We start from the raw sequence: 24,568 nt of genomic DNA, 5'->3' as shown, positions 1-24,568 counted from the left end.
GGTTCGCGTTACAGGATGGGTGAGATCAGTCGGGCGATGCGCATGCCCAATTGCTGTAGGCGGTGGGTATCGCGGATGTCCTCGGCGGTGACCTCCCGCGACTGCTCGAAATCACGCAGCAGCATGGCCTCCACCTGATCGGCGAATGCACGGTCGATGGTCAGCAAGGTGATCTCGAAATTCAGCCTGAACGAGCGGTTGTCCATGTTGGCGCTGCCGACGGCGCTGACGTCGTCATCCACCAGAATCACCTTCTGGTGCACGAAACCGGGTTGATAGCGGAATATTCTCACCCCGGCACGCACTGCCTCGAAGGCGAACAGGCTGGAGGCCGCGTAGACGATGCGGTGGTCTGGTCGGCTGGGAATCAGGATGCGCACATCCACACCGCGCAGCACCGCCAGGCGCAGCGCAGCCACCACCGCTTCGTCGGGAACGAAGTAGGGGCTGGTGATCCAGATGCGTCGAGTGGCTGACTGAATGGCCTCGACGAAGAACAGTTGGCAGGTCTCCTGCGGGTCGGCGGGTCCGGTGGCGAGTACCTGACACAGCACGCCGTCTTCGGGATAGGCATCGGGCAGGATCAGTGGCGGCAACTCACGGGTGGCCCAATACCAGTCCTCGGCGAACGACTCCTGCAGGCACGCCAGCACCGGTCCGCTGACCTGGACATGGGTGTCTCGCCAGGGCGACAGACGCGGGTGTGCACCCACGTACTCGTCGCCGACGTTGTGCCCACCCAGAAATCCGACCAACCCATCCACCACCACGATCTTGCGGTGATTGCGGAAGTTGACCTGGAAGCGATTGAACCAGCCGCGCTTCGAAGAGAAGGCCTGGATCTGTACCCCACCTTCTCGCAGCACTTGGCTGTAACGCGAGGGCAGGGCGTGGCTGCCCACCTGATCGAACAGCACATAGATCTTCACGCCTTCGGCAGCCTTGCGCAGCAGCAGTTGTTGCAAGCGCTGGCCGAGGGCGTCGTCGTGGATGATGAAGAACTGCACCAGCACCGTATCGCTGGCCCGTTCGATGGCAGCAAAGATCGCCTCGAAGGTTGCCGTGCCATTGATCAGCAGTTTCACCTCGTTATTGGCCAGGCACGGCATGCGGCCCAGCTTGGGCATCGCTCGCAACGCGACATAGCTCACCGACTCGCGCGCGGCCAGGGCCTCTTCGACCCACGGTCGCCAGTTGAGGTTGGCCATCGCCACGTGCATCTCCTGGTTGGCTTGGCGACGCGCCTGGATGTAGGCATAGAAGGAGCGCGCGCCGAACACCAGATAGGGGATGAGGGTCAGGTAGGGGATGAACAGCAGCGACATGGCCCAGGCGATGGCGCCTTGCGCCGTGCGTACGGTGAACACCGCATGCAGTGCGGCACCGATGCCGAGCAGGTGGATCAGGCCGAGCAGGTAACCGAAGAAATAAGGGCTGTGGTAGTCCATACGCATCCTGCATTCCAAGAGCACTGTTGCTAACAGACCATGTTCATCGGTGTAGGTGCAACCCGCAGGGGTAAAACGCGTCTAAGCCTCTGTCCGGCCTGGGGCCGGTATCTCGAGGAGTACTGATCCATGAAGATTCGTCTGCCACTGATCGCCCTGGCTTTTGGCCTGGGCAGCCCGCTGCTGGCGCACGCGCAGATGCTGCAACCCGGTCTGTGGGAGCTGACCACCAGCGACATGCAGGTCGATGGCAAACAGCTACCGGACATGCAGTTCATGTTGGGCCAATTGAAGAATCTGCCACCTGAGCAGCGCGCGATGATGGAGGGCGCCCTGGCCAAGCAGGGCATCAGCGTAGGCGGCAAGGGTGTGCGTGCCTGTTTGACACCTGAGCAGGTGGCGACCAACGACATCCCTTTGCAAGACCCGCAATCGGGTTGCACGCAGAAGATCACCGACCGGCAGGGCAACGTCTGGAAGTTCCAGTTCACATGTCCCAAGGCGCAGGGTTCAGGCCAGGCCACGTTCCTCAGTGACCGCGAGTTCACCACCAAGGTCAGCGGTACCTTCAACGCGTCCGGTGTTCAGCAGCAGGGCAGCATGAACACCCGTGCGCTCTGGCAGGGAAAAGACTGCGGCAACGTGCGTCCGCGTAGCTGAAGGTTCACCACTGCCAGCGGTTTTCAGCAACGGCATCGTGGGCATGCAGACTTTCTGCATGTTCCACGCGCAGGTCGAAGCCGCTGCACCATGCCAATCCTCGTAGCGCGTGATGAATACGTCGCGCCGCGTCTTCGCAGAACATCAGGTTCTGCCCGTTCGCCAACGCGAAGGCTTGTTCGTCGGCGCGTTTCACCGCCGTTTGTACAGCCGTGCCCAGTGCGTTTTCTACGGCATCGATCAGCGCTTCGACCGGCAGGGTTTGTAGTGTGTCCTGCAGGCGTACCCTCACGGCTGCCTGGCTGCGCTGGCTATGCGGTGTCGCGACGATTCCCGCAGTGCTTCCCAGCCATTGCAGAACCGCCTGGGTGTCTGGCGGCTGATTGGCGAAGTCGCTGAGGAATTGCTGCTGAATCAGCTGCCGAGCCAGGGCCGCCGAGCAGGGGCAGGTCGAGGAGTAAGGGATTTCAACGTATTGTTCCACGTGGAACATCTCGTTTTCGATTCTCGCATCGAGGATGACGGGATAGCGCTTCCATCCCTCCAGTGGACTGATCAACGCAGGGCGCTTGAGCATGCAGTCGAACTTCAGACGCACATAGGCCGACGATGACAGGCCGTCATGGGTGTCGAGAAAATGGGCCAGCAATTGGCGCAAAGCCAGTGGCGTCAATTCAGTGTGCTCCAGCGCCTCCAAGGCCAGGTACAGGCGCGACATGTGAATGCCGCGTGATTCCCCATCATCAAGGCTTACACCGGCATCGGCCCAGGCGCTCAAGCTGCGGCCGCCCAGTTGCACCGGCAAAGCGATGCCGCGCATGCCGACCCAGTCCAAGGGCTGCAGCGTCGGGCTGGTTTGTGCGGCGATGTCGGGAAGCGTCAGGCTGGTCATCGAGATATCCCATGAAAAAAGAGGCTTAGCGGCAGCCGCCGATCAAGCTGCAGTGCAGGTTGAAGCGTTGTCCGCTGGAGCTGGAAACACGGTTCAGGGTGGTCCAGCCAACGCGACGGCTGTAGCCCACCCAGGCTTCGCCGTCGCTGGCCAGACCGGTGAAGAAGGTCATCTGCCCATAACGACTGTTGGTCTGGGCCCAGAGTCGACGAGTGACGCTGTCGTAACCGCGCAGATGAAAATCGCTGCCGTCGGTGCGCACGCTGTAGTAACTGCCCTTGCTGTCTTCGCATGCCAGAAGTGTGGCGCTGCGAGTGCATACGGCCAGACCGCTATGCGCAATCGCGGCGTGCAGCGGGGTAGATACCGCGAATGTCAGTACCCATACGGCGAGCTTCGAGCGGTTCATGATCATCCTCAAAGGCAGCCGTTCGACAGACGCGGCTTGGCGAAATTGTATTGTTATATTATAACATTGTGCAATGCATCGTTTCGAATGCGCATCGCCGATGAGGTTCATCATGTCCGACCGTCTTCCCGTCACCGTGCTGTCCGGCTTCCTGGGGCCGGCAAGAGCACGCTGCTCAATCATGTCCTGCGCAATCGCGACAACCTGCGAGTCGCGGTCATCGTCAACGACATGAGCGAGATCAACATCGATGCCAGCGAGGTCCAGCGTAACGTCAGCCTCAATCGCGCCGAGGAAAAACTCGTCGAGATGAGCAATGGTTGCATCTGTTGCACCCTGCGCGAAGACCTGCTGGAGGAAGTCGCCCGCTTGGCCGACGAAGGGCGTTTCGATTACCTGCTGATCGAGTCCACCGGCATCTCCGAGCCGTTGCCGGTGGCCGAGACCTTCACCTTCCGCGACGAGCAAGGTCGCAGCCTGTCCGATATGGCCCGGCTGGACACCATGGTCACGGTGGTCGATGGTCTGAACTTCCTGCGCGACTATCAGGCTGCCGACAGCCTGGCCAGCCGGGGCGAAACCCTGGGCGAGGAAGACGAACGTTCGATCAGCGACTTGTTGATCGAGCAGATCGAGTTCGCCGATGTGCTGCTGCTGAGCAAGATCGACTTGATCAGTCAGGCGGACCGTGACGAGCTCACCGCGATTCTGCGCAGCCTCAATGCCCGGGCGCAGATCGTACCGATGGTCATGGGAGAGGTGCCGCTGTCGCGCATCCTCGACACCGGTCTGTTCGACTTCGACCAAGCCGCACAGGCACCGGGGTGGCTTCAGGAGCTGCGCGGGGAGCACGTGCCCGAGACTGAGGAATACGGTATCGCCGCGACCACCTGGCAAGCGCGCAAACCGTTTCATCCACAGCGCTTTTTCGACTTTATCCACAACACGTGGAGCAATGGGCGGCTGCTGCGCTCCAAAGGATTCTTCTGGCTGGCCAGCAAGTACCAAGAAGCCGGCAGTTGGTCGCAGGCCGGCGGCATGATGCGCCATGGCTTGGCCGGTCGTTGGTGGCGCTTCGTGCCACGCGAGCAATGGCCTCAGGACGAAGACAATCGCCAGGCGATCCTCAAGCAATGGACCGCCGAGACCGGTGACTGTCGCCAAGAGCTGGTCTTCATCGGACAGAACATCGACTTCGCCCGGTTATCCACAGAACTCGAGGCCTGCCTGCTGACGGATGAGGAGATGGAGCAAGGGCCGATGGCCTGGCTGCGCCTGCCCGATCCCTTCGGCCCATGGTACGAAGAGGCGGCTGCCTGATGTTGGCGCTCAAGGCTGTGGATATCTGCCAGAGGCAGGGCGAGTCTCCTCAGGTCATGACCGAGATCCTTCGCGATAACGTCAATCTCGCGGTCTGGCAGCGTCGTTTACCGGTACAGGTCGAAGACTTTGCCGAGCTGGTCACAAGTCTGGATCAGCCGATGTCCGATGAGCGGGTGATCGAGGTGAATGAACAGCAACCGCCGAGGCTGACCGGACTGCTGCGCGAAGCGGCGGATCTAGAGGGGTATGAAGGGTTCGTCGCCGATGTCACCTGGCTGGTGGAGGCCTTCACCTGCCTGCTTGGCGCCCGCCGTGTAGGGCTCAGGCTGCGAGTGCTCGACGGTGCGATGTGCCCGCGTTTTCATGTCGATCACGTGCCGCTGCGCTTGCTCACCACCTATGCGGGAATGGGCAGTGAATGGCTGGCGGAAGGGCACATCGACCGCAGCCGTTTGCAGGTGGCGCAGCCGCCTGTGGATAACATCCAGCGCTTGGCGACGGGTGAGGTGGCGCTGCTCAAGGGCGAGAAATGGGTGGGTAACGAAGGGGCGGGTTTGATTCACCGCTCGCCCGCCACGCCCAGAGGTGAGAAACGATTGTTGTTGAGTCTGGACTGGCTGGGCTGACAGGCGGGTGCAAGCCAGCGGTTCGCCGCCGCGCTAGACTGTTCTTTTATTCGGTTCGACACCGCACCATGTTGCAGCATATTCCGACCCATGTGATCGCCGGCCCGCTGGGCGCTGGCAAAACCACGTTGATCCGTCATCTGATGAGCCAGCGTCCGGCGCACGAGCGCTGGGCAGTGCTGGTCAACGAGTTTGGCCAGATTGGTCTGGATGCCGCACTGCTCAGCCGCGACGAGACGGGCGTGGCCATCGGTGAGGTGGCGGGAGGGTGTCTGTGTTGCGTCAATGGCGTGCCCTTCCAGGTCGGATTGAGTCGCCTGTTGCGCAGTGCCAAGCCAGACCGGCTATTCATCGAGCCTTCTGGCTTAGGCCACCCGCTGCAACTGCTGGACCAGCTCACTCAGGCTCCCTGGACAGGTGTGCTGGATGTCCGGCCTCTGGTCATGGTGATGGATGCCCAGGCGCTGGCCCGCGGCGAGTTGCTTGCCGAAGCCCAACTGCAAGCGCAGCTGAAGGCGGGCGTGTTGATCTTCAATAAATCGGCCTCTGTGGATGACGCCTCTCGCCTGTTGATAAGTTCTCGATTTGCCGACCAGCGCGGTATCTGGACCGATCAGGGCAAGCTCGATCTCAGCGATCTTCCGGCTTCATTCGCGAATCCATCGTGCCTCGTGGCGCCCAGCCCTTTGCCTGTGGACAGTTCACCGCCGGCGTTGCCAGCCCTGTGGATAGATCCTGAACGCCCCATTTGCCTTGCCCAGCAAGGCGAGGGCGGCTGGAGCGTGGGTTGGCGTTGGCACCCTACTCAACGTTTGGATGAAGCGCTGTTGAGCGACGCGCTCCGGCACTGGCCTTGGAAGCGGGCCAAAGGGGTTATCCACAGCGGCCAAGGATGGCGTTCGTTCAATGGATTGAACGGCGAACTGCAGGACTGGCGTTCGAGCGAGTGGCGCAAGGATTCCCGCCTCGAACTGATCTTCGATCACCCGCAGGCCTTGGAGGCGCTGCAAGCTGCCATGGCGCGCTGCCAGTTGAGCGCGTGATCAGTTGCGCCAGCGGTTGTGTTCCTGGCGCCACTGCTGCATTTCGATGACGTTGTCGCCGCGCGGCGCCGTGTTGATCTCGAACGGATAAGGCGCCAGTTCGATCTGCATCGTGTGGGCACCGAACTGGGTCACGCTAACAGGATGCCGTTGCTCTCCGGTGACCGTGAACTCGAAGGCATAGATACGTGCCAGGCGCTTGCGGCCCTTGGCGTCACGCACGAAGCCGATGCGTTTGAGCGCCACGGCGTCGTCGAGCAGTTCCAGGTCGAGCTTGGCGCAATGCTGCTTGACCCGCTCGAGTGCCTTCTCGCGCAAGCCGTGGTTATGCCACAGCCAGGCGCCAGCCGTCGCCAACAGCATCAGGACGAACAGGTTCTCCAGGGTCAACATTTCAATAGGCTCCAGACAGGTGGGCGCAGCTTAACTGCGTCGCTGGCCTGTCGTACAGGTGGCTTTAAGGTTCATACTGCTCGGTCTTCACTTATCCACACAGCTTCGGAAATCTCCTGCATGAAACGTACGCCGCACTTGCTCGCCATCCAGTCCCATGTGGTTTTTGGACATGCCGGAAACAGCGCTGCGGTGTTCCCCATGCAGCGCATTGGCGTGAATGTCTGGCCGCTCAATACCGTGCAGTTCTCCAACCACACTCAGTATGGTCAGTGGGCAGGAGAAGTGCTCGCGCCTGCGCAAATTCCCGCGTTGGTGGAAGGCATTTGCAACATCGGTGAGCTGGGCAATTGCGATGCGGTGCTCTCCGGTTACCTGGGGAGCGCCGAGCAGGGCCGGGCCATCCTTGCTGGGGTGCAGCGGATCAAGGCGGTGAATCCGCGCGCGCTGTATCTGTGCGACCCGGTCATGGGGCACCCTGAAAAGGGCTGTATCGTGCCGCAAGAGGTCAGCGACTTCCTGCTCGACCAAGCGGCGGCGGCGGCCGACATCCTGTGCCCGAACCAACTGGAGCTGGACAGTTTCTGCGGGCGCCGCGCGCAGTCGCTGGAAGACTGCGTGGCCATGGCGCGTAGCCTGCTGGCGCGTGGGCCACAAGTGGTGCTGGTCAAGCACCTGGCCTACCCAGGGCGTGCCGACGATGCCTTCGAAATGCTGCTGGTGACGCGTGAGCAGAGCTGGCACCTGCGTCGGCCACTGCTGGCATTCCCGCGTCAGCCGGTTGGGGTCGGCGATCTCACCTCAGGGCTGTTCCTGGCGCGCGTGCTGCTCGGCGACACCTGGGTACAGGCGTTCGAGTTCACCGCAGCGGCTGTGCACGAGGTGTTGCTGGAAACCCAGGCCTGCGCCAGCTACGAGCTGCAACTGGTGCGCGCTCAGGACCGCATTGCGCACCCACGGGTACGCTTCGAGGCGCAGGCACTCGAGTGGTAGGTCACTCGGTCTTCAAATCCTGATAGCGCTTCTCCAGCTCTTGGCGGATCTGCCGGCGCTGCTGACCCTGCAGGAACCGGCGCTTTTCTTCGCTGCTTTGCGGCTGGCGTGCGGGGACTTGCACCGGACGGCGATTGTCGTCCACGGCCACCATGGTGAAGAAACAGCTGTTTGAGTGACGCACCGAGCGCTCGCGGATGTTCTCGGTCACCACCTTGATGCCCACCTCCATGGAGGTGTTGCCGGTGTAGTTGACCGAGGCGAGGAAGGTCACCAGCTCGCCGACGTGCACCGGTTCGCGGAAAATCACCTGGTCCACCGACAGGGTCACCACATAGGTGCCGGCATAACGGCTGGCGCAGGCATACGCCACTTCGTCCAGGTATTTCAGCAGTGTGCCGCCATGTACGTTGCCAGAAAAGTTGGCCATGTCTGGCGTCATCAGGACGGTCATGGTCAGCTGGGCGTTGCCGGGTTCCATAGAGTGCTCACGGTGTGGTTGCGCTGAAACGGGGTGGGTATCTCCAGACACTTCTAAACCCCTTCGATGAAGTTTCCTATCGTGGTTACGGACGTCTGCGAGCGGTCCGCCGTCACGCCGATCATGCCATTACTGGGCGCGGTCTGGCCGATCTGTTTCTGCATATTGCATCGCCGTTCGATCGACGGACGCAATGTTACCCTGAGTACGCCCATGCAACATGGGCGTACCGCCGATCAACACAATCTGTACTTGCCGTTCGCTCAGGTGTCGCCTGGCCGAGCGGCGATTTGCCTCATGCGTCGATACAACCGTGCGTTGATAAAAGGAGTGCCACGCCATGCATGCCATAAGCTTCATCCAGGATCTGGCCGTGATCATGCTGGTCGCAGGGGTGGTAACCATTCTTTTCCACCGGCTGCGTCAGCCGGTCGTACTGGGCTACATCGTTGCCGGCTTCATCATCGGCCCCCATACCCCGCCGTTCGGCCTTATCCACGACGAAGACACCATCAAGACCCTGGCCGAGCTCGGGGTGATCTTCCTGATGTTCTGCCTGGGCCTGGAGTTCAGCCTGCGCAAGCTGTTCAAGGTCGGTGCCACGGCCTTCATCGCCGCGTTCCTCGAGATCGTGCTGATGATCTGGATCGGCTTCGAAATCGGCCGCTGGTTCGGCTGGAACACCATGGATTCGCTGTTCCTCGGCGCCATCCTGGCGATTTCCTCGACCACCATCATCGTCAAGGCGCTCAATGACCTGAAGATGAAGAACGAGCGCTTCGCTCAACTGATCTTCGGTGTGCTCATCGTCGAGGACATCCTCGGCATCGGCATCATCGCACTGCTGTCGGGCATCGCGGTCAGCGGTTCGGTAAGTTCCGGCGAAGTGTTCTCGACCGTCGGCAAGCTGTCGCTGTTCATGATCGTCGCCCTGGTCATCGGCATTCTGCTGGTGCCACGGCTATTGGCCTATGTGGCCAAGTTCGAAAGCAACGAGATGTTGCTGATCACCGTACTCGGCCTGTGTTTCGGCTTCTGTCTGCTGGTGGTCAAGCTCGAGTACAGCATGGTGCTGGGCGCCTTCCTGATCGGCGCGATCATGGCCGAATCGCGCCAGTTGCTGAAGATCGAGCGCCTCATCGAGCCGGTCCGTGACCTGTTCAGCGCCATCTTCTTCGTCGCCATTGGTCTGATGATCGACCCTCACGTGCTGGTCGAGTATGCCTGGCCGATCGTGGTGATTACCCTGGCCGTGGTGCTCGGCAAGATGCTTTCGTGCGGCATGGGCGCCTTCATCGCCGGTAACGACGGGCGTACCTCGTTGCGGGTGGGCATGGGGTTGTCACAGATCGGAGAATTTTCCTTCATCATCGCGGCGCTGGGCATGACATTGCAGGTCACCAGCGACTTCCTCTACCCGGTGGCGGTCGCCGTCTCGGCCATCACCACCTTACTGACGCCTTACCTGATCCGAGCGGCCGATCCGCTGTCCATTCGTCTGGGCAAGGTCGTCCCGCAGCGCCTGTCCAGGGTGCTGTCGTTGTACGGCGAGTGGCTGCGCAGCATTCAGCCGCAAGGTGAGGGCGCCATGCTGGCGGCGATGATCCGGCGCATTCTGTTGCAGGTTGGGGTGAACCTGGCGCTGGTGATCGCGATTTTCTTCAGTGGCGGTTACTTCGCCGTGCGCATTGGCGCGTGGCTCAGCGAATGGATCGGCGATGTGGGGCAACAGAAAGCGCTGATCTGGGGCGCCGCGCTGCTGCTGTCGCTGCCCTTCCTGATCGCGGCCTACCGCAAGCTCAAGGCGCTGTCGATGTTGCTGGCGGAGATGGGCGTCAAGCCGGAAATGGCCGGGCGCCACACCCAGCGAGTGCGGCGGGTCATCGCCGAGGTGATTCCATTGCTGTCGCTGCTGGTCATCTTCCTGCTGCTGTCGGCCTTGTCGGCCAGCATTCTGCCGACCAGCGAACTGCTGCTGATCATCGCGGTGGTGGCTGCGGTGGTGGTGGCGCTGCTCTGGCGCTGGTTCGTGCGCATGCATACACGCATGCAGGTGGCATTGTTGGAAACCCTGGAAAACAGCCGCGACCACTCGCACTGATTGGTTGCGGTGTCGCTTGTTCCGACGCGGCGAGGGTAAGGCCTTCGCCGTGTCAGAAGCGGGTCGCTCAGCAGGCTCAGCTTTCCAGCCAGACGTCCCGCGCCCAGTGCCACACCGACTCCCAGCTATCTTCCCCAACGATCTCTTCGTCGCCGTCCCACAGCACCACGGTGCCGTCTTCTTCGACGCAGTAGTAATTGTCGCCGTCCTGGCACAACGGAATCAGGTCACGCGGTACACCGGCGTCCCAGGCGTTGGCGGCGACGTCGGGCAGGTAGGTGTGCGATTGCGGGTCAGTGACGGTGACCGGTTCGAGAGACCCGTAGACCACGTCACTGACCGTGAGCAGGAACTCTTTGAAGACGAAGGGGATATTGATGAACAGCTCTTCCTCGATCTCGACCAGTTGGTCTTCATCGGGAAGCTCGAGGGGACCGGTACCGGCTCGTTGGCTTCACGGAGTTGTTCGATCACTTCTTCCACGTTTCACTTCCTCTGGCCTTGATGACAACGCTGCGGTTTATACCCTAGTAGCCCGCTACGGCAAAAGCAAAAACCCCGGAACAGGTCCGGGGTTTTTGTGCTGCAGATCGGAATCAGCCGTTCTGGCGGATACCGGCCAGCATCCAGGGCTGGTTCTCGCCCTGTGCACGCTCCATGTGCCAGCTTTCGCTGAAGGCTTCGCCTTGATCGAAGCGAGAGTTCTTCGACACGCCACGGAAGGTCAAGGTCGCGACGGTCTTGTCGGCACGGTCTTCGACGCCGTCCAGTTGCACGTCGAGGTCGTCGATATAGGTGGACTGGAAGCCATCACCTTGTTCGGCGCGCTCGCGCTTGAGGAACTCAAGCATCTGCGGGGTGACGAACTCGGCGATCTTGTCCATCTCGTTCGCGTCCCAGTGCTGCTGCAGGGTCTGGAAATGGTTGCGCGCGGCGGCCAGGAAGTTTTGCTCGTTGAACCAGGCCGGGGCGTTGATCACCGGCGAGGCGACCGGTGCGGCCGAACCGCCGAAGATCGACTGGGCAGGCTGCTGCGCTTGTGGCTGTACTTCACGCTGGTACGGCGCGTGACCCGCAGCCTGTGGCTGCTGCTGACGGCGACGTGCGGCGATGAAGCGGAAGACCAGGAAGGCGATCAAGCCCATGATCAGGAAGTCGAAGATCTGCATGCCCTGGAAGCCATCGCCCATGAACATGGAGGCCAGCAGGCCACCAGCAGCGATACCGGCCAATGGACCCAGCCAGCGCGAAGCACCGCTGGCAGCGGCCGGGGCGCGGCCCGGAGCGGTTGGCGTGGCGGCAGGCGTAGTGGGGGAGGCCTGGCGGGTCTGGTGCATGGGCGCTGCGCCCGAGCTCTTGCCACCGCCGAAGCGCTTGGCATTGGCGTCGAGGCTCAGCGTCAGGCCGACGCAGAGCGCCAGTGCGATGCTAAGAAAACGTTGCATAAGATGGGATTTCCCGTTTTGTGGATTGCACGCGCGTCATGGTGCACATGATCTGACAGACAAGGCCAGCGTAAGAATGTTTCGAGCTTTTGCCTGGCGGGCAGGGCGACGTCTGGAAGAGTCTGTAGGTAGAGTCTGGAAAGGTTGTCTGAAAAAGGAACCTCACTGAGATCCCTTTGCCCTCAGATCGCTTCCAGCTTGGCGTACCCCAGCATCAACCATTTGCTGCCTTCGTCGAAATTCACCTGCACCCGCGCTTGGGCGCCGGACCCTTCGAAGTTGAGGATCACGCCCTCGCCGAATACCGAGTGCTGAACCCGCTGCCCGAGGCTGAAGGCGGTCTGCGGGATCGCGGCATTGGCGAACAGGCTGCTGGCCTGGGTCTGAGCGCCGCCGAAGGGGCGACTGACCGAGTTGGACAGGCGCACCTCCTGAACCAGCCCGGCCGGAATTTCCCGAACGAAGCGTGACACCTTGTTGTACGTCTCACTGCCATACAGACGGCGCGTTTCGGCGTAGGACATGATCAACTGGCGCATGGCCCGCGTGATACCGACATACGCCAGCCTGCGCTCTTCTTCCAGACGTCCCGGCTCTTCCAGGCTCATCTTGTGCGGGAACAGCCCTTCTTCCAGGCCGACCAGGAACACATAGGGGAACTCAAGGCCTTTGGCACTGTGCAGGGTCATCAATTGCACGCTGTCTTCGTGCTCGTCGGCCTGGGCATCGCCTGCTTCGAGCGAAGCGTGGCCGAGGAAGGCGGACAGCGGCGACAGGTCGCCGTCGTCTTCGCTGGTCTCGAAGTTGCGCGCGGCGCTGACCAGTTCTTCAAGGTTTTCCACCCGCGCCTGGCCCTTCTCGCCTTTCTCTTCCTGGTGATAGACGATCAGCCCGGATTGCTCGATCACGGTCTGGGTCATCGTGTGCAGCGGCATCTCGCTGACCTTGGCCGCGAGGTTCTCCATCAATTCGATGAAGCCGCCCAGCGCGCTTGCCGCGCGACCCTTGAGGGCTTTGGCGGCGAGCAACTGGCACATGGCATCCCACATCGACGACTGGCTGTGACGAGCGTGCTCGCGGATGGCCTCGACGGTTTTTTCGCCGATACCGCGTGGTGGCACGTTGATGACCCGCTCCAAGGCTGCGTCGTTGCCGCGCCCTTCGAGCAGGCGCAGGTAGGCCATGGCGTTCTTGATCTCGGCGCGTTCGAAGAAGCGCTGGCCGCCATAGATGCGGTAGGGAATACGCTCGCGCAGCAGGGCCTCTTCGAGCACCCGCGACTGGGCGTTGGAGCGATAGAGGATGGCAATGTCATTGCGTGAGTGGCCGTCCTTGATCACGCGCTCGATGCTCTCGACCACGTAGCGTGCTTCGTCGTGCTCGTTGTAGGCCGCATACAGCGTGATGGGTTCGCCTTCGCCCAGGTCGGTCCACAGTTCCTTGCCCAGACGCCCACTGTTATTGGCGATCAAGGCGTTGGCTGCTTTGAGAATGCCGCCCGTGGAGCGGTAGTTCTGCTCCAGGCGGATCAGCTCGGCATCGGGGAAGTCGGCGGTGTACTGATGGATGTTCTCGATCTTGGCCCCGCGCCAGCCATAGATGGACTGGTCGTCGTCGCCCACCGCCATCAGGCTGTCGCCGCCTGCGGCCAACAGGCGCAACCAGGCGTACTGCACGGCGTTGGTGTCCTGGAACTCGTCCACCAGCACGTGACGGAAGCGGCGCTGATAGTGCTCCAGCAGGCCAGGGTGGTCGCGCCACAGGTCCAGGGCGCGCAGCAGCAGCTCGGAGAAATCGATAACACCGGCGCGTTCGCAGGCCTGTTCGTAAGCTTCGTAGATGCCACGCATGGTGGCCAGGAACAGGTCGCCGCCTGGCTGGATGTGCTGCGGGCGCAGGCCTTCGTCCTTTTGCCCGTTGATGAACCACTGGGCCTGGCGAGCGGGCCAGCGTTGCTCGTCCAGACCCATTTCGCGGATCACGCGTTTGACCAGGCGCTGCTGGTCGTCGCTGTCGAGAATCTGGAAGTTCTGCGTCAGCCGCGCTTCCTGCCAATGGGCACGCAGCAGGCGGTGCGCCAGGCCGTGAAAGGTGCCGACCCACATACCGGCCGGGTTGATGCCCAGCAACTGCTCGATGCGGTGGCGCATCTCGGCCGCCGCCTTGTTGGTGAACGTCACCGACAGGATGGAGTGCGGCGAGGCCTGCTCGACCTGGATCAGCCAGGCGATGCGGTGCACCAGCACGCGGGTCTTGCCGGAGCCGGCGCCAGCCAGCACCAGTTGACGGCCACGCGCAGCGGCTACGGCCTGGCGCTGGGCATCGTTGAGGGAATTGAGCAGGAGGGAGAGGTCATCAGTGTGCATCCGGCCATTCTAGGGGCGCGCGGGGCGGGGGCAAACGCGTTGCTGATAAATCTCGGGCATTGCGGCGGGCCGTTCATCGGCAAGGGGCAGCGGACAAAGGACAGGGCTGTTGTGAAAACATGACGTACAGCAGTTTGGCCAGCAGGCGGTGTTGTGTATTCTCCGTGACCGTTAGCGGCTGACCATTACAAGAACACTGCCATATGACCCAGAATTGCATGGTGATCGACGCATTACCCGACAAGACGAAGCGCGTTCGCAGGCAATTCGCAACCGAGCTCTCCATCGAGCGCACCCGCCTGCTGTATCAAGGCTCCTTGCTACCCACTCTGCTCATGTTGCTCAACGGCCTGCTGTGTGCCTGGCTGCTATGGAGTCCGGCCCGCTACCTGTTGGTGTGTGTGTGGACGCTCTGGCTCCTGGCGTTGGTGGGTCTGCGCGTCATTCAGGTGGCGGCCTTCGAGGCGGCGCCTGCGCCACGGCAGGCGCAACCGAATTGGTGGCGACTGTTTCTCGGGGATCTGCCTTCAGTGGGCTGACCCTGGCCTGTGCCGCGCTCGCCTTGGTGCCGGTGGATAGCTTCGTCCAGCAGGCCTGGGTGTTCGGCTTGCTGGGCGCTGCGGCGCTGTCGGCCAGCGTCGCCTATGCGGTGAGTCTGCCCGCCTTTCTCAGTTTCGTGCTGCCGGGGCTGCTGCCGCCGATCGGCTTTCTCTTCATCTACGAGGATGGCGCGCAGCGCGGCTGGGGTTGGCTGGGTCTGATTCTCTTGGGCGCGCTGTTCGTGGTGGCTTGGCAGATCAATCGGCTGATCGAAAACGGTCTGTTGCGACGCTTCCAGAACCAGGCGTTGATCGAACATCTGCAGCAGGCACAGCGCCAGGGCGAGCGGTTGAACCTGGCGCTGAGTGAGGAGGTCAAGCAGCGCCGTCAGGTCGAAACGCAGCTACGTCATGCCCAGCACTGCCTGGAGCAGCGGGTGAGCGAACGTGGCCGTGAGCTGGACCTCGCGCATCAGGCACTGGGCGCCAGCGCGCAACGCCTGGCTGTGCATGAGGAGCAGCAACGCCTGGCCGCCACGGTGTTCGAGGCCGCCAGCGAGGGCATCGCCATCCTCGACGCACACTTCCAGGTGCTGGCGGTGAACCAGCCCTATTGCACACTCACCGGCCACTCTCGCGAAGAGTTGCTGTCGTGCAACCTGTTGCAACTGCCGAGCAGCCGCGATGCGCAGCGTCACAGCGAGTCGATCCGCGAAGCGTTGCAACAGCAAGGCCGTTGGCAGGGTGAACTGGTCGAGGCACGTAGCAATGGTGAGTTGTACCCTCAGTGGTTGCAGCTCAACGGGGTGCACGACGGCAACGGCAGGCTCAGCAACATCGTTGCGTTCTGCACCGACCTGTCGACGCGCCGTCAGTCGGAGGAGCGTTTGCGTCATCTGGCTCATTACGATGAACTCACTGGACTGGCCAACCGCATGCTGTTACGCCTGCGCCTGGACCAGGCACGCCAGCGTGTTCGGCTCAACGGCCGCACCTTGGCCCTGCTGCACGTGGACCTGGACCGCTTCAAGCTGCTCAATGAAAGCCTAGGTCAGGCGCTGGCCGACCAATTGCTCAGGCAGATGGCGCGACGTCTGGCCAACGCAGTACCCGAGGCCGATACGGTGGCGCGTATATCGGGTGACGAATTCGTGGTGCTGTTCGATGGCTACAGCCATTTGTCGAGCCTGGTTCGGGTCACCACGCGCCTGCTCGACAAGCTGCGTGTCCCGCAGCAGTTGGGTGACCACGAAGTGGTGGTCAGTGCCTCGGTGGGGATCAGCCTGCTGACGGATCCTTCCTGCGACCTTGAGGCGCTGCTCAACCAGGCTGATATGGCCAAGCAGCACGCCAAGCACTTGGGCGGTGACTGTTTCCAGTTCTACACCGAGAGCCTGCGCGCCAGCACGCTGGAGCGCCTGCAACTGGAGAACCACTTGCGCAAGGCCTTGGTCGAGAACCAATTGCGGGTGTTCTACCAACCCAAGATGTGCCTGAGCAGTGGCCGTCTGAATGCGGCCGAAGCGCTGGTACGTTGGCAGCATCCGCAGTGGGGCATGGTGCCGCCCAGCGAATTCATCGGGCTGGCGGAAGAAACCGGGCTGATCGCGCCGATGGGCGAATTCGTCCTGCGCCAGGCGTGCTGGCAAGCGTGCGAATGGTTGCGCCAGGGCCGAGACATCCGGGTCTCGGTGAACCTTTCGGTGTACCAGTTGCGCCAGGGCAAGGTGGTCAGTCTGGTCCGTCAGGTACTGGAAGAGACCGGGTTGGCGCCGCATCTACTGGAACTGGAACTCACCGAAAGCCAGTTGCTCGACAACGTCGAGCACATCATTACCACGTTCGAACAATTGCATGCGCTAGGGGTGAAGCTGGCGATCGATGACTTCGGCACGGGCTATTCGTCGCTGAGCTACCTGAAGCGCTTCCCGGTGGATTACGTGAAGATCGACCAGGCGTTCATCCGCGGCCTGCATGAGGGCAATCAGGATGCCGCGATCATCCGGGCGATCATCGGCATGGCCAAGAGTCTGGGGCTCGAAGTGGTGGCCGAGGGCGTGGAAACCCCAGAGCAATTGTCGTTCCTGCGTGAGCAGGGTTGCGACGAAGTCCAGGGTTACTTAATCAGTCGTCCATTGGAGGCCGAGGCTTTCGAGAAACTGCTGCAGCAATGACCGTCGGCGAGTCGTTCCCGCAATGGGTCGGCCGCGTCAGTTCTGCGCGTTCACGCGCAAGGTTTCGATTGCCTTACCGTCGTGGAGGACGACGACCAGGCGTACCGGGTAGCCGAAGTCTTTTTCGAACACCACCGGTTTGTCAGTCATCACCGCGAGGTGAATCCCGTCCTCCTGCTCCAGGACCAGATCCAGATTCAAGTTGGATGACCTGTCCTGAATGCGCGATGGCACCAGCAGCGGGGTGACTCCTGGGTTGGCCACGGTGACTGTGGCTTCAACGCGCAGCAATGTGTCGGTTTGTGTTGCAGTCCAATGCTTCGATTCGGTCATGAGGGTTTTTCCTGCAATGGGCGTTACGCGGCATGCGTCGCTTCAGCGCAACGATGCGCCTTGGCAGGTCGCGATTGCAGGACGAAAGATTTCAGTCATGCCACTGCCTTCCCTGGTTCGCCAGCAGGCTGTTGGCCTGTTCCGGCCCGTTACTGCCGGCCGGGTAAGGGCGGGGCGCCTGGAAGTGCGCTTCCCAGCCCTTGAGGATCGGGTCGATCCAGGCCCAGGCCGCTTCCACCTCGTCGCGGCGCATGAACAGGGTGGAATCGCCTTCCAGGATATCCAGCAGCAGGCGCTCATAGGCGTCCCAGCGGCGGGTGTGGCCGAACGCCTGGGCCAGGTTCAGGTCCAGGTCGACCGGAGCCAGGTGCATGCCCTTTCCAGGCCGTTTGGTCATCATGCGCAGGCTGATGCGCTCTTCGGGTTGCAGCCGGATCAGCAACTGGTTGACCTGTTCACCGGCGAACAGCGCGTGGGGCACCGGCTTGAACTGGATGACGATCTGCGATGAACGCCGCGCCATGCGCTTGCCGGTACGCAGGTAGAACGGCACCCCGGCCCAGCGCCAGTTCTCGATGTGCGCCTGGACGGCGACGAAGGTTTCGGTGTCGCTGTCGTGGTCCACGTCTTTTTCGAAGTAGTAGGCCGGCACCTCCTGACCTCCGATTCGACCGGCGCTGTACTGCCCGCGTACGGTCTGGTCCTGCACGTCCTGGTCGCCGAGTGGACGCAGGGCGCGCAGGATCTTCACCTTCTCGTCGCGCACGGCCTCGGCCTCGAACTGCGCCGGAGGCTCCATGGCCACCAGGCACAGCAACTGCAGCAGGTGGTTCTGCAGCATGTCGCGGGTGGCGCCGGCGCGATCGTAGTAGGCACCGCGATTCTCCACGCCGAGGGTTTCGCACACGCTGATCTGCACATGATCGACCTGCGCGTTGCGCCACACCGGCTCCAGCAGGGCGTTGGCGAAACGCAGGGCCATGAGGTTCTGCACGGTTTCCTTGCCCAAGTAGTGATCGATGCGAAACACCTGGGATTCCTCGAATACAGCACCGATGGCCTGATTGATCGCTTGGGCCGACGCCAGCGAATGGCCGATGGGCTTTTCCAGCACGATGCGCGCTTCCGGGTCGGCCAGGCCTGCCAGGCGCAGGTGGCCGGCGATCGAGGCAAACAGACTGGGCGCGGTGGCCAGGTAGAAGATTCGCGTGAGGCCACCCGGTTCGCCAAGATAGCGGGCCAGGCGGACGAAGTCGGCGCCTTGGGCGGCGTCCATGGCGAAGTAGTCCAGGCGCGCGCAGAAGCGTCGCCACAGTTCGTCGTCGAAGTCGGCAGGGGCGATCTGCGCCCGGCCATGACGCTCGACGCGCTTGAGGTAGTCGCGACGCGACAGTGGCTGGCGGGCCAGGGCGATGATGCGTACGGCATTGTGCAGGCGGTTTTGGCGATACAACTGATAGAGCGCCGGCAGCAGCTTGCGCAGGGCCAGATCGCCAGTACCGCCGAAAACCAAGATGTCGCAGGGAATACTCAAGCCACCACGCTCCCATGTTCGTTTAGCTGGGCGGTCCGCCGGTCATGTAGTATAACTACAAGATAGCTACATCCCCGGTCAGCCGATCATAACCGAGTCAAGCCTGTGAATCTGTTGCAACACATCGCCCAATCGCGCCATCTGCTGCGCAAATCGGAACTGAAAGTGGCCGACCATGTGCTGCTCGATCCGGCTGCCGTCATGCACAGCTCAATGGCCGATCTGGCGCATAACGTCGGCATCAGCGAGCCGACCATCGTGCGTTTCTGCCGGGCCATTGGCTGCTCCGGGTTCCAGGATCTCAAGCTCAAGTTGGCGCAGAGCCTGGCGGCGGGCGCCAGCTTTGGACAGTTCGCCATCCATGAAGACGACTCGGTGGCCGACTACAGCCTGAAGATCTTCGACACTACGCTGCACACGCTGATGGAGGTGCGCGAGCACCTCGACCCGCAGGCCCTCCAGCAGGCGGTCAGTGCCATGGCCCAAGCCCAGCGCGTGGAGTTCTACGGTTTCGGTGCATCAGGCGCGGTGGCCGCCGACGCTCAGCACAAGTTCTTCCGCTTGTTGCTCAGTGCGGCGGCCTATTCGGACCCGCACATGCAGGCCATGTCCGCGGTCACGCTCAAGCCGGGCGACGTGGCGGTGTGCATCTCCCAGTCGGGGCGCTCCAAGGACCTGCTGATCACCGCGAATCTGGTGCGCGAAAGCGGCGCCAACCTCATCACCCTGTGCCCCAGCCAAACCCCATTGGCGGAACTGTCGACCGTCAACCTGGCCATCGATGTGCACGAAGACACCGAGATCTACACCCCGCTGACGTCACGCATCGCCCACCTGGTGGTGATCGACGTGCTGGCGATGGGCGTGGCCATGGCGCGTGGCCCGAGCCTGGTGAATCACCTCAAGAGCGTCAAGCGCAGCTTGCGCAGCCTGCGGCTGTCGCCCAAGTCGATCAAGGCGACCGACGACTGAGCGCGCTTGCGTGCTAGCGACCCGCAAAATTCATCGGCCTGTCACCAATCGGTAAAGCGCGCTCGCCACCCTGAAGCTCCCGCATCCGATCTGGGAGACAGGCAATGGCAAACGATCACTTCGGTTCGTACCAACCCAACGCCAAGGCTCGCAAGCAGGCTGAAAAGGATCAGCGTCGCATGGAATATCGCCGTGCGATCGAAAGCTATTGCGACCAGCGTCAATTGCTTCGTGAAATCGCCGATTACCCCGAATTGCAAGACATCACGGTGTGGCAAGTGGTGCCGGCAGCTTCCCAGAAAATCGCTCCACCAGCCCACTGATCGTCGCCCGTTCGCTGCGAATGAACGCCAGGAAGGCCAAGGCGACCGGCGACTGTCGCTTGGCCTTGGCTTGTACCACGCACCAACTGCGAAACAGCGGCAGTTCTTCCACCGGCAGCTCGCGCAGCAGGCCGGTGGCCAACTCCATGTTCACCGCGTGTCGCGTCAGCAGGGCGATGCCCAGACCGGCGATCACGCTCTCTCGCTGAGCCTCGGCAGACGCCACTTCCAAGGTCTGGGTAAAGTGCACGCGCTTGTCCTTGAAGTATTTCTCGCAGGCCTTGCGCGTGCCTGAACCCTGTTCGCGGACCAGCAGGGTGTGAGGTTCCAGATCTTGCAAGCGCAGGCGCTCGGGCTGTGACAGCGGATGATCCGGCGGCGCTACGGCGATGATCGGGTTGTTGAGAAAGGGCAGGAACTCCAGGCCCATGTCCTGGGGCACCATCGACATGATGATCAGATCGTCGCGGTTGTCCGACAGCCGCCGAATCGCCTGGGCGCGATTGACCACGGTCAGCGTGAGGTTGACCTCAGGATGGCGTCGCTTGAACGCCGCGAACAGATGAGGCACGAAGTGCTTGGCGCTGGATTCGATCGCCAGCTTCAACTGCCCTTGCAGTGAGCCCTGCATATCCGACAGCTGCATGTCGAAGTTCTCCAGCCGGCCGAAGATGTCCCGGCTGGCCCGTTGCAGTGCCTCGGCCGCTTCGGTCAGGTACAACTTCTTGCCCACATACTCGAACAGCGGCTGACCCACCAGCTCCTCAAGCTGACGGATTTGCAGGCTGACGGCCGGTTGCGTGAGCGACATTTCTTCGGCCGCGCGGCTGTAGGAGCGCAGGTCGCACACCTCATTGAAGATCTGCAGTTGACGCAACGTCATACGCATCAATGACTTACGCATTTATCCGAACACCCCGGCAATACCCTGTTACCGAACTATAAGCTTTTGCTAATACTGCCTCTAACAAATATTGATTTTTGTTTATCGATCAGCGGCGCTAGCTTTGAACGTGCGACTGGCCAGCAGCGTCTGGTCACGCGCCGACCGGTGTATCCGGATCGTCTGTTCGAACGGCTTTGGGAAGACTCCAGTGATAAAAAAAATCCTGATCGCCAACCGGGGTGAAATCGCAGTCCGCATCGTGCGTGCTTGCGCCGAGATGGGCATCCGCTCCGTCGCGATCTTTTCCGATGCCGACCGGCATGCCTTGCACGTCAAGCGCGCCGACGAGGCCTACAGCATCGGTGCCGAGCCGCTGGCCGGTTACCTGAACCCGCGCAAGCTGGTGAACCTGGCTGTGGAAACCGGTTGCGACGCCCTGCATCCGGGCTACGGCTTCCTGTCGGAAAACGCTGAACTTGCGGAAATCTGCGCCGAGCGTGGGATCAAGTTCATCGGTCCGGCCGCCGAGGTCATCCGCCGCATGGGCGACAAGACCGAAGCACGGCGCACCATGATCCAGGCCGGGGTGCCCGTCACGCCTGGCACCGAAGGCAACGTGGCCGATATCCACGAGGCCCTGCGCGAAGGCGACCGCATCGGTTACCCGGTGATGCTCAAGGCCACTTCCGGTGGCGGCGGACGCGGTATCCGCCGCTGCAACAGCCGCGAGGAACTGGAACAGAACTTCCCACGGGTGATTTCCGAGGCGACCAAGGCCTTCGGCTCGGCCGAGGTGTTCCTGGAAAAGTGCATCGTCAATCCCAAGCACATCGAGGCGCAGATCCTCGGCGACAGCTTCGGCAACGTGGTGCACCTGTTCGAACGCGACTGCTCGATCCAGCGCCGCAACCAGAAGCTCATCGAGATCGCCCCGAGCCCGCAGCTCACCCCTGAGCAGCGCGCCTACATCGGCGACCTGGCGGTGCGCGCCGCCAAGGCGGTGAATTACGAGAACGCTGGCACCGTGGAGTTTCTGCTCGCCGAGGGCGAGGTGTACTTCATGGAGATGAACACGCGGGTGCAGGTGGAGCACACCATCACCGAGGAAATCACCGGTATCGACATTGTCCGCGAGCAGATCCGCATTGCCTCGGGCGAGCCGTTGTCGGTCAAGCAAGAAGACATCGTGCACCGCGGCTTTGCGCTGCAGTTCCGCATCAATGCCGAAGACCCGAAGAACAACTTCCTGCCCAGCTTCGGCAAGATCACCCGTTATTACGCCCCCGGCGGCCCGGGCGTGCGTACCGATACGGCGATCTATACCGGCTACACCATTCCGCCGTTCTACGACTCGATGTGCCTGAAGCTGGTGGTCTGGGCGCTGACCTGGGAAGAGGCCATGGATCGCGGGTTGCGGGCTTTGGACGACATGCGCGTGCAGGGCGTCAAGACCACCGCCGCGTACTACCAGGAAATCTTGCGCAACCCGGAATTCCGTAGCGGCCAGTTCAATACCAGCTTCGTCGAAAGCCACCCTGAACTGACCAACTACTCGATCAAGCGCAAACCCGAAGAATTGGCCCTGGCCATCGCCGCCGCCATCGCCGCCCACGCCGGCATCTGAATGCAGTGGCAAGCTGCGAGCGGCAAGCTGCAAGTAGAAGCGGATCGGCTTTTCTTGCGGCTTACCGCTACACGCTTGCCGCTAAAAGGAGATAACAATGTCCAAGAAAATCCATGTAACCGACACGATCCTGCGTGATGCCCACCAGTCTCTGCTGGCCACGCGCATGCGCACCGAAGACATGCTGCCGATCTGCGACAAGCTCGACAAAGTGGGCTACTGGTCGTTGGAAGTCTGGGGTGGCGCCACCTTCGACGCCTGTGTGCGCTTCCTCAAGGAAGACCCGTGGGAGCGCCTGCGCCAGTTGCGCGCAGCCCTGCCCAACACGCGCTTGCAGATGCTGCTGCGCGGGCAGAACCTGCTGGGCTACCGCCACTACAGCGACGACGTGGTCAAGGCATTCGTGGCCAAGGCGGCAGTCAACGGCATCGACGTCTTCCGTATTTTCGATGCCATGAACGACGTGCGTAACCTGCGCGTGGCCATCGAAGCGGTGAAGGCGGCTGGCAAGCACGCGCAAGGCACCATCGCCTACACCACCAGCCCGGTGCACACCATCGACGCCTTCGTGAAGCAGGCCCAGCAGATGGAAGCCATGGGGTGCGACTCGGTGGCGATCAAGGACATGGCCGGCCTGCTGACCCCGTTCGCGACCGGCGAACTGGTCAAGGCCCTGAAGGCCGAGCAGTCGCTGCCGGTGTTCATCCACTCCCACGACACCGCCGGCCTGGCCGCCATGTGTCAGCTCAAGGCCGTGGAAAATGGCGCGGATCACATCGACACGGCTATCTCCAGCTTCGCCTGGGGCACCAGCCATCCCGGCACCGAATCGATGGTCGCAGCGCTCAAGGGCAGCGAGTTCGACACCGGTCTGGATCTGGAACTGTTGCAGGAAATTGGCCTGTACTTCTATGCCGTGCGCAAGAAGTACCACCAGTTCGAGAGCGAGTTCACCGCCGTGGACACCCGCGTGCAGGTTAACCAGGTACCGGGCGGGATGATTTCCAACCTGGCCAACCAGCTCAAGGAGCAGGGCGCGCTCAACCGCATGAACGAGGTGCTGGCGGAAATCCCACGGGTGCGCGAAGACCTCGGCTTCCCGCCACTGGTCACGCCGACCTCGCAGATCGTTGGCACTCAGGCGTTCTTCAACGTGCTTGCCGGCGAGCGCTACAAGACCATCACCAACGAAGTGAAACTGTACCTGCAGGGCGGCTACGGCAAGGCCCCAGGTGTGGTCGATGAGCAACTGCGGCGCCAGGCGATTGGCAGCGAAGACGTGATCGATGTGCGTCCGGCCGACCTGCTCAAGCCGGAAATGGCCAAGCTGCGCGCCGACATCGGCAGCCTGGCGCACAGCGAAGAGGACGTGCTGACCTTCGCCATGTTCCCGGACATCGGCCGCAAGTTCCTCGAAGAACGCCAAGCCGGCACGCTCAAGCCCGAAGTGCTGCTGCCGATTCCCGAAGCCGGCGCCGCCGCCTCGGTGGGCGGTGAGGGGGTGCCGACCGAGTTCGTCATCGACGTGCACGGCGAGACCTACCGCGTGGACATCACCGGTGTCGGGGTCAAGGCCGAAGGCAAGCGCCATTTCTACCTGTCGATCGATGGCATGCCGGAAGAAGTGGTGTTCGAACCGCTCAACGACTTCGTCAGCGGCGGTAGCAGCAAGCGCAAGCAGGCCAGCGCGCCGGGCCATGTCAGCACCACCATGCCGGGCAACATCGTCGATGTGCTGGTCAAGGAGGGCGATGCGGTCAAGGCCGGGCAGGCGGTGCTGATCACCGAGGCCATGAAGATGGAGACCGAAGTGCAGGCGGCCATCGCCGGTAAGGTCGTGGCCATCCATGTCGCCAAAGGCGACCGGGTCACGCCGGGTGAGATCCTGATCGAAATCGAGGGCTGATACGCAGCCCTCGAGGGTGAAGCGGTTACCTCATGGGGAGCGAAGGCTCCCCTTTTTTTGCGGTGCGTTTTAGTGCAGATGGAGGCGTAGGAAGTGA

Annotated in this window: 19 protein-coding genes and 3 pseudogenes; 11 read left to right on the top strand and 11 right to left on the bottom strand. The window is 62.1% G+C overall.

Annotated features, from left to right (window positions below; genetic code table 11):
- Positions 1–8: 8 nt before the first annotated feature.
- The gene (gene cls / locus GKC70_RS23425; RefSeq protein ID WP_039582372.1) at positions 9–1,448 is read right to left on the bottom strand and encodes a cardiolipin synthase; all 1,440 of its coding nucleotides are present in this window, start codon (positions 1,446–1,448) and stop codon (positions 9–11) included.
- A 129-nt stretch (positions 1,449–1,577) separates the two neighbouring features.
- Here cls and GKC70_RS23420 point away from each other — a divergent pair, with 129 nt between their 5' ends.
- The gene (locus tag GKC70_RS23420; RefSeq protein ID WP_039582374.1) at positions 1,578–2,108 is read left to right on the top strand and encodes a DUF3617 domain-containing protein; all 531 of its coding nucleotides are present in this window, start codon (positions 1,578–1,580) and stop codon (positions 2,106–2,108) included.
- A gap of 4 nt (positions 2,109–2,112) precedes the next feature.
- On the opposite strand, the gene folE2 is transcribed toward GKC70_RS23420, so the two are convergent.
- Together folE2 and GKC70_RS23410 are read right to left on the bottom strand one after the other, a co-directional pair.
- Positions 2,113–3,000: a GTP cyclohydrolase FolE2 gene (gene folE2, locus GKC70_RS23415; RefSeq protein WP_342650065.1), complete on the bottom strand. Its 888-nt coding sequence runs from the start codon at positions 2,998–3,000 to the stop codon at positions 2,113–2,115.
- Between the two features lie 25 nt (positions 3,001–3,025).
- On the bottom strand, positions 3,026–3,409 hold the full coding sequence (locus GKC70_RS23410; RefSeq protein ID WP_029612214.1) for a hypothetical protein: 384 nt from the start codon (positions 3,407–3,409) through the stop codon (positions 3,026–3,028).
- A 112-nt stretch (positions 3,410–3,521) separates the two neighbouring features.
- On the opposite strand from GKC70_RS23410, the pseudogene zigA reads away from it, so the two are divergent.
- The 3 genes and pseudogenes from zigA to GKC70_RS23395 all read left to right on the top strand — a co-directional run bounded on the left by zigA (position 3,522) and on the right by GKC70_RS23395 (position 6,401).
- A pseudogene (gene zigA / locus GKC70_RS23405) lies at positions 3,522–4,729 on the top strand (zinc metallochaperone GTPase ZigA).
- Positions 4,726–5,358, top strand: coding sequence for a DUF1826 domain-containing protein (locus GKC70_RS23400; RefSeq protein ID WP_342651569.1), 633 nt, complete (start codon positions 4,726–4,728; stop codon positions 5,356–5,358). The pseudogene zigA and the gene GKC70_RS23400 overlap by 4 nt, the downstream one beginning before the upstream one ends.
- Before the next feature lie 68 nt (positions 5,359–5,426).
- Positions 5,427–6,401, top strand: coding sequence for a CobW-like GTP-binding protein (locus GKC70_RS23395; RefSeq protein WP_342650064.1), 975 nt, complete (start codon positions 5,427–5,429; stop codon positions 6,399–6,401).
- Here GKC70_RS23395 and GKC70_RS23390 read toward each other — a convergent pair whose 3' ends face one another.
- Positions 6,402–6,794: a DUF3301 domain-containing protein gene (locus tag GKC70_RS23390; protein ID WP_342650063.1), complete on the bottom strand. Its 393-nt coding sequence runs from the start codon at positions 6,792–6,794 to the stop codon at positions 6,402–6,404. It abuts the gene before it with no gap.
- A 120-nt stretch (positions 6,795–6,914) separates the two neighbouring features.
- On the opposite strand from GKC70_RS23390, the gene pdxY reads away from it, so the two are divergent.
- On the top strand, positions 6,915–7,787 hold the full coding sequence (gene pdxY / locus GKC70_RS23385) for a pyridoxal kinase PdxY (RefSeq protein WP_342650062.1): 873 nt from the start codon (positions 6,915–6,917) through the stop codon (positions 7,785–7,787).
- A gap of 1 nt (position 7,788) precedes the next feature.
- On the opposite strand, the gene GKC70_RS23380 is transcribed toward pdxY, so the two are convergent.
- Positions 7,789–8,268, bottom strand: coding sequence for an acyl-CoA thioesterase (locus GKC70_RS23380; protein ID WP_029612221.1), 480 nt, complete (start codon positions 8,266–8,268; stop codon positions 7,789–7,791).
- Between the two features lie 340 nt (positions 8,269–8,608).
- On the opposite strand from GKC70_RS23380, the gene GKC70_RS23375 reads away from it, so the two are divergent.
- A complete protein-coding gene (locus GKC70_RS23375) occupies positions 8,609–10,369 on the top strand; it encodes a cation:proton antiporter (protein ID WP_039582384.1) in 1,761 nt (586 codons plus the stop codon).
- Between the two features lie 76 nt (positions 10,370–10,445).
- On the opposite strand, the pseudogene GKC70_RS23370 reads toward GKC70_RS23375, so the two are convergent.
- The 3 genes and pseudogenes from GKC70_RS23370 to uvrD all read right to left on the bottom strand — a co-directional run bounded on the left by GKC70_RS23370 (position 10,446) and on the right by uvrD (position 14,180).
- Positions 10,446–10,852 (bottom strand): annotated as a pseudogene (locus GKC70_RS23370) (SMI1/KNR4 family protein).
- Between the two features lie 113 nt (positions 10,853–10,965).
- Positions 10,966–11,814 (bottom strand): Tim44 domain-containing protein, encoded by an 849-nt coding sequence (locus GKC70_RS23365; protein ID WP_342650061.1) that lies wholly within the window; start codon positions 11,812–11,814, stop codon positions 10,966–10,968.
- 182 nt (positions 11,815–11,996) lie between these two features.
- Positions 11,997–14,180 carry a DNA helicase II gene (gene uvrD, locus GKC70_RS23360; RefSeq protein ID WP_342650060.1) on the bottom strand — a complete coding sequence of 728 codons (2,184 nt, stop codon included), beginning with the start codon at positions 14,178–14,180 and terminating at the stop codon, positions 11,997–11,999.
- A gap of 218 nt (positions 14,181–14,398) precedes the next feature.
- Between uvrD and GKC70_RS23355 the strand changes: the two are divergent.
- Positions 14,399–16,893: pseudogene (locus GKC70_RS23355) on the top strand (EAL domain-containing protein).
- A gap of 36 nt (positions 16,894–16,929) precedes the next feature.
- Here GKC70_RS23355 and GKC70_RS23350 read toward each other — a convergent pair.
- Entirely contained in the window at positions 16,930–17,226 is a 297-nt protein-coding gene (locus GKC70_RS23350) for a hypothetical protein (RefSeq protein WP_304483130.1), read from the bottom strand.
- A gap of 91 nt (positions 17,227–17,317) precedes the next feature.
- Positions 17,318–18,760, bottom strand: coding sequence for a glucose-6-phosphate dehydrogenase (gene zwf, locus GKC70_RS23345; RefSeq protein ID WP_342650059.1), 1,443 nt, complete (start codon positions 18,758–18,760; stop codon positions 17,318–17,320).
- A gap of 105 nt (positions 18,761–18,865) precedes the next feature.
- On the opposite strand from zwf, the gene hexR reads away from it, so the two are divergent.
- The gene (hexR, locus tag GKC70_RS23340) at positions 18,866–19,732 is read left to right on the top strand and encodes a transcriptional regulator HexR (RefSeq protein ID WP_039582397.1); all 867 of its coding nucleotides are present in this window, start codon (positions 18,866–18,868) and stop codon (positions 19,730–19,732) included.
- 104 nt (positions 19,733–19,836) lie between these two features.
- A complete protein-coding gene (locus GKC70_RS23335) occupies positions 19,837–20,055 on the top strand; it encodes a hypothetical protein (RefSeq protein ID WP_029612230.1) in 219 nt (72 codons plus the stop codon).
- Here GKC70_RS23335 and GKC70_RS23330 read toward each other — a convergent pair.
- Positions 19,997–20,959, bottom strand: coding sequence for a LysR family transcriptional regulator (locus GKC70_RS23330; protein WP_342650058.1), 963 nt, complete (start codon positions 20,957–20,959; stop codon positions 19,997–19,999). The genes GKC70_RS23335 and GKC70_RS23330 overlap by 59 nt on opposite strands.
- Before the next feature lie 190 nt (positions 20,960–21,149).
- Here GKC70_RS23330 and GKC70_RS23325 point away from each other — a divergent pair, with 190 nt between their 5' ends.
- Together GKC70_RS23325 and oadA are read left to right on the top strand one after the other, a co-directional pair.
- Positions 21,150–22,565: an acetyl-CoA carboxylase biotin carboxylase subunit gene (locus GKC70_RS23325; protein ID WP_039582399.1), complete on the top strand. Its 1,416-nt coding sequence runs from the start codon at positions 21,150–21,152 to the stop codon at positions 22,563–22,565.
- Between the two features lie 97 nt (positions 22,566–22,662).
- On the top strand, positions 22,663–24,471 hold the full coding sequence (oadA, locus tag GKC70_RS23320) for a sodium-extruding oxaloacetate decarboxylase subunit alpha (protein WP_342650057.1): 1,809 nt from the start codon (positions 22,663–22,665) through the stop codon (positions 24,469–24,471).
- The last annotated feature ends 97 nt before the right edge of the window (positions 24,472–24,568 follow it).

It is taken from the genome of Pseudomonas sp. REB1044, from assembly GCF_038813925.1.
Classification (GTDB): domain Bacteria; phylum Pseudomonadota; class Gammaproteobacteria; order Pseudomonadales; family Pseudomonadaceae; genus Aquipseudomonas; species Aquipseudomonas boreofloridensis.
The sequence above is the reverse complement of the archived record's forward strand: the minus strand, read 5'-3'. Positions and strand labels throughout refer to the sequence as shown.

Excerpts from the sequence above, each read along its gene's own strand:
- GKC70_RS23395 (WP_342650064.1), top strand. The coding sequence starts at position 5,427 with ATGTTGCAGCATATTCCGACCCATGTGATCGCCGGCCCGCTGGGCGCT.
- GKC70_RS23390 (WP_342650063.1), bottom strand. The coding sequence starts at position 6,794 with ATGTTGACCCTGGAGAACCTGTTCGTCCTGATGCTGTTGGCGACGGCT.
- GKC70_RS23420 (WP_039582374.1), top strand. The coding sequence starts at position 1,578 with ATGAAGATTCGTCTGCCACTGATCGCCCTGGCTTTTGGCCTGGGCAGC.
- pdxY (WP_342650062.1), top strand. The coding sequence starts at position 6,915 with ATGAAACGTACGCCGCACTTGCTCGCCATCCAGTCCCATGTGGTTTTT.
- GKC70_RS23410 (WP_029612214.1), bottom strand. The coding sequence starts at position 3,409 with ATGAACCGCTCGAAGCTCGCCGTATGGGTACTGACATTCGCGGTATCT.
- cls (WP_039582372.1), bottom strand. The coding sequence starts at position 1,448 with ATGGACTACCACAGCCCTTATTTCTTCGGTTACCTGCTCGGCCTGATC.
- GKC70_RS23335 (WP_029612230.1), top strand. The coding sequence starts at position 19,837 with ATGGCAAACGATCACTTCGGTTCGTACCAACCCAACGCCAAGGCTCGC.
- oadA (WP_342650057.1), top strand. The coding sequence starts at position 22,663 with ATGTCCAAGAAAATCCATGTAACCGACACGATCCTGCGTGATGCCCAC.
- GKC70_RS23375 (WP_039582384.1), top strand. The coding sequence starts at position 8,609 with ATGCATGCCATAAGCTTCATCCAGGATCTGGCCGTGATCATGCTGGTC.
- GKC70_RS23350 (WP_304483130.1), bottom strand. The coding sequence starts at position 17,226 with ATGACCGAATCGAAGCATTGGACTGCAACACAAACCGACACATTGCTG.
- GKC70_RS23365 (WP_342650061.1), bottom strand. The coding sequence starts at position 11,814 with ATGCAACGTTTTCTTAGCATCGCACTGGCGCTCTGCGTCGGCCTGACG.
- GKC70_RS23330 (WP_342650058.1), bottom strand. The coding sequence starts at position 20,959 with ATGCGTAAGTCATTGATGCGTATGACGTTGCGTCAACTGCAGATCTTC.
- uvrD (WP_342650060.1), bottom strand. The coding sequence starts at position 14,180 with ATGCACACTGATGACCTCTCCCTCCTGCTCAATTCCCTCAACGATGCC.
- folE2 (WP_342650065.1), bottom strand. The coding sequence starts at position 3,000 with ATGACCAGCCTGACGCTTCCCGACATCGCCGCACAAACCAGCCCGACG.
- GKC70_RS23380 (WP_029612221.1), bottom strand. The coding sequence starts at position 8,268 with ATGGAACCCGGCAACGCCCAGCTGACCATGACCGTCCTGATGACGCCA.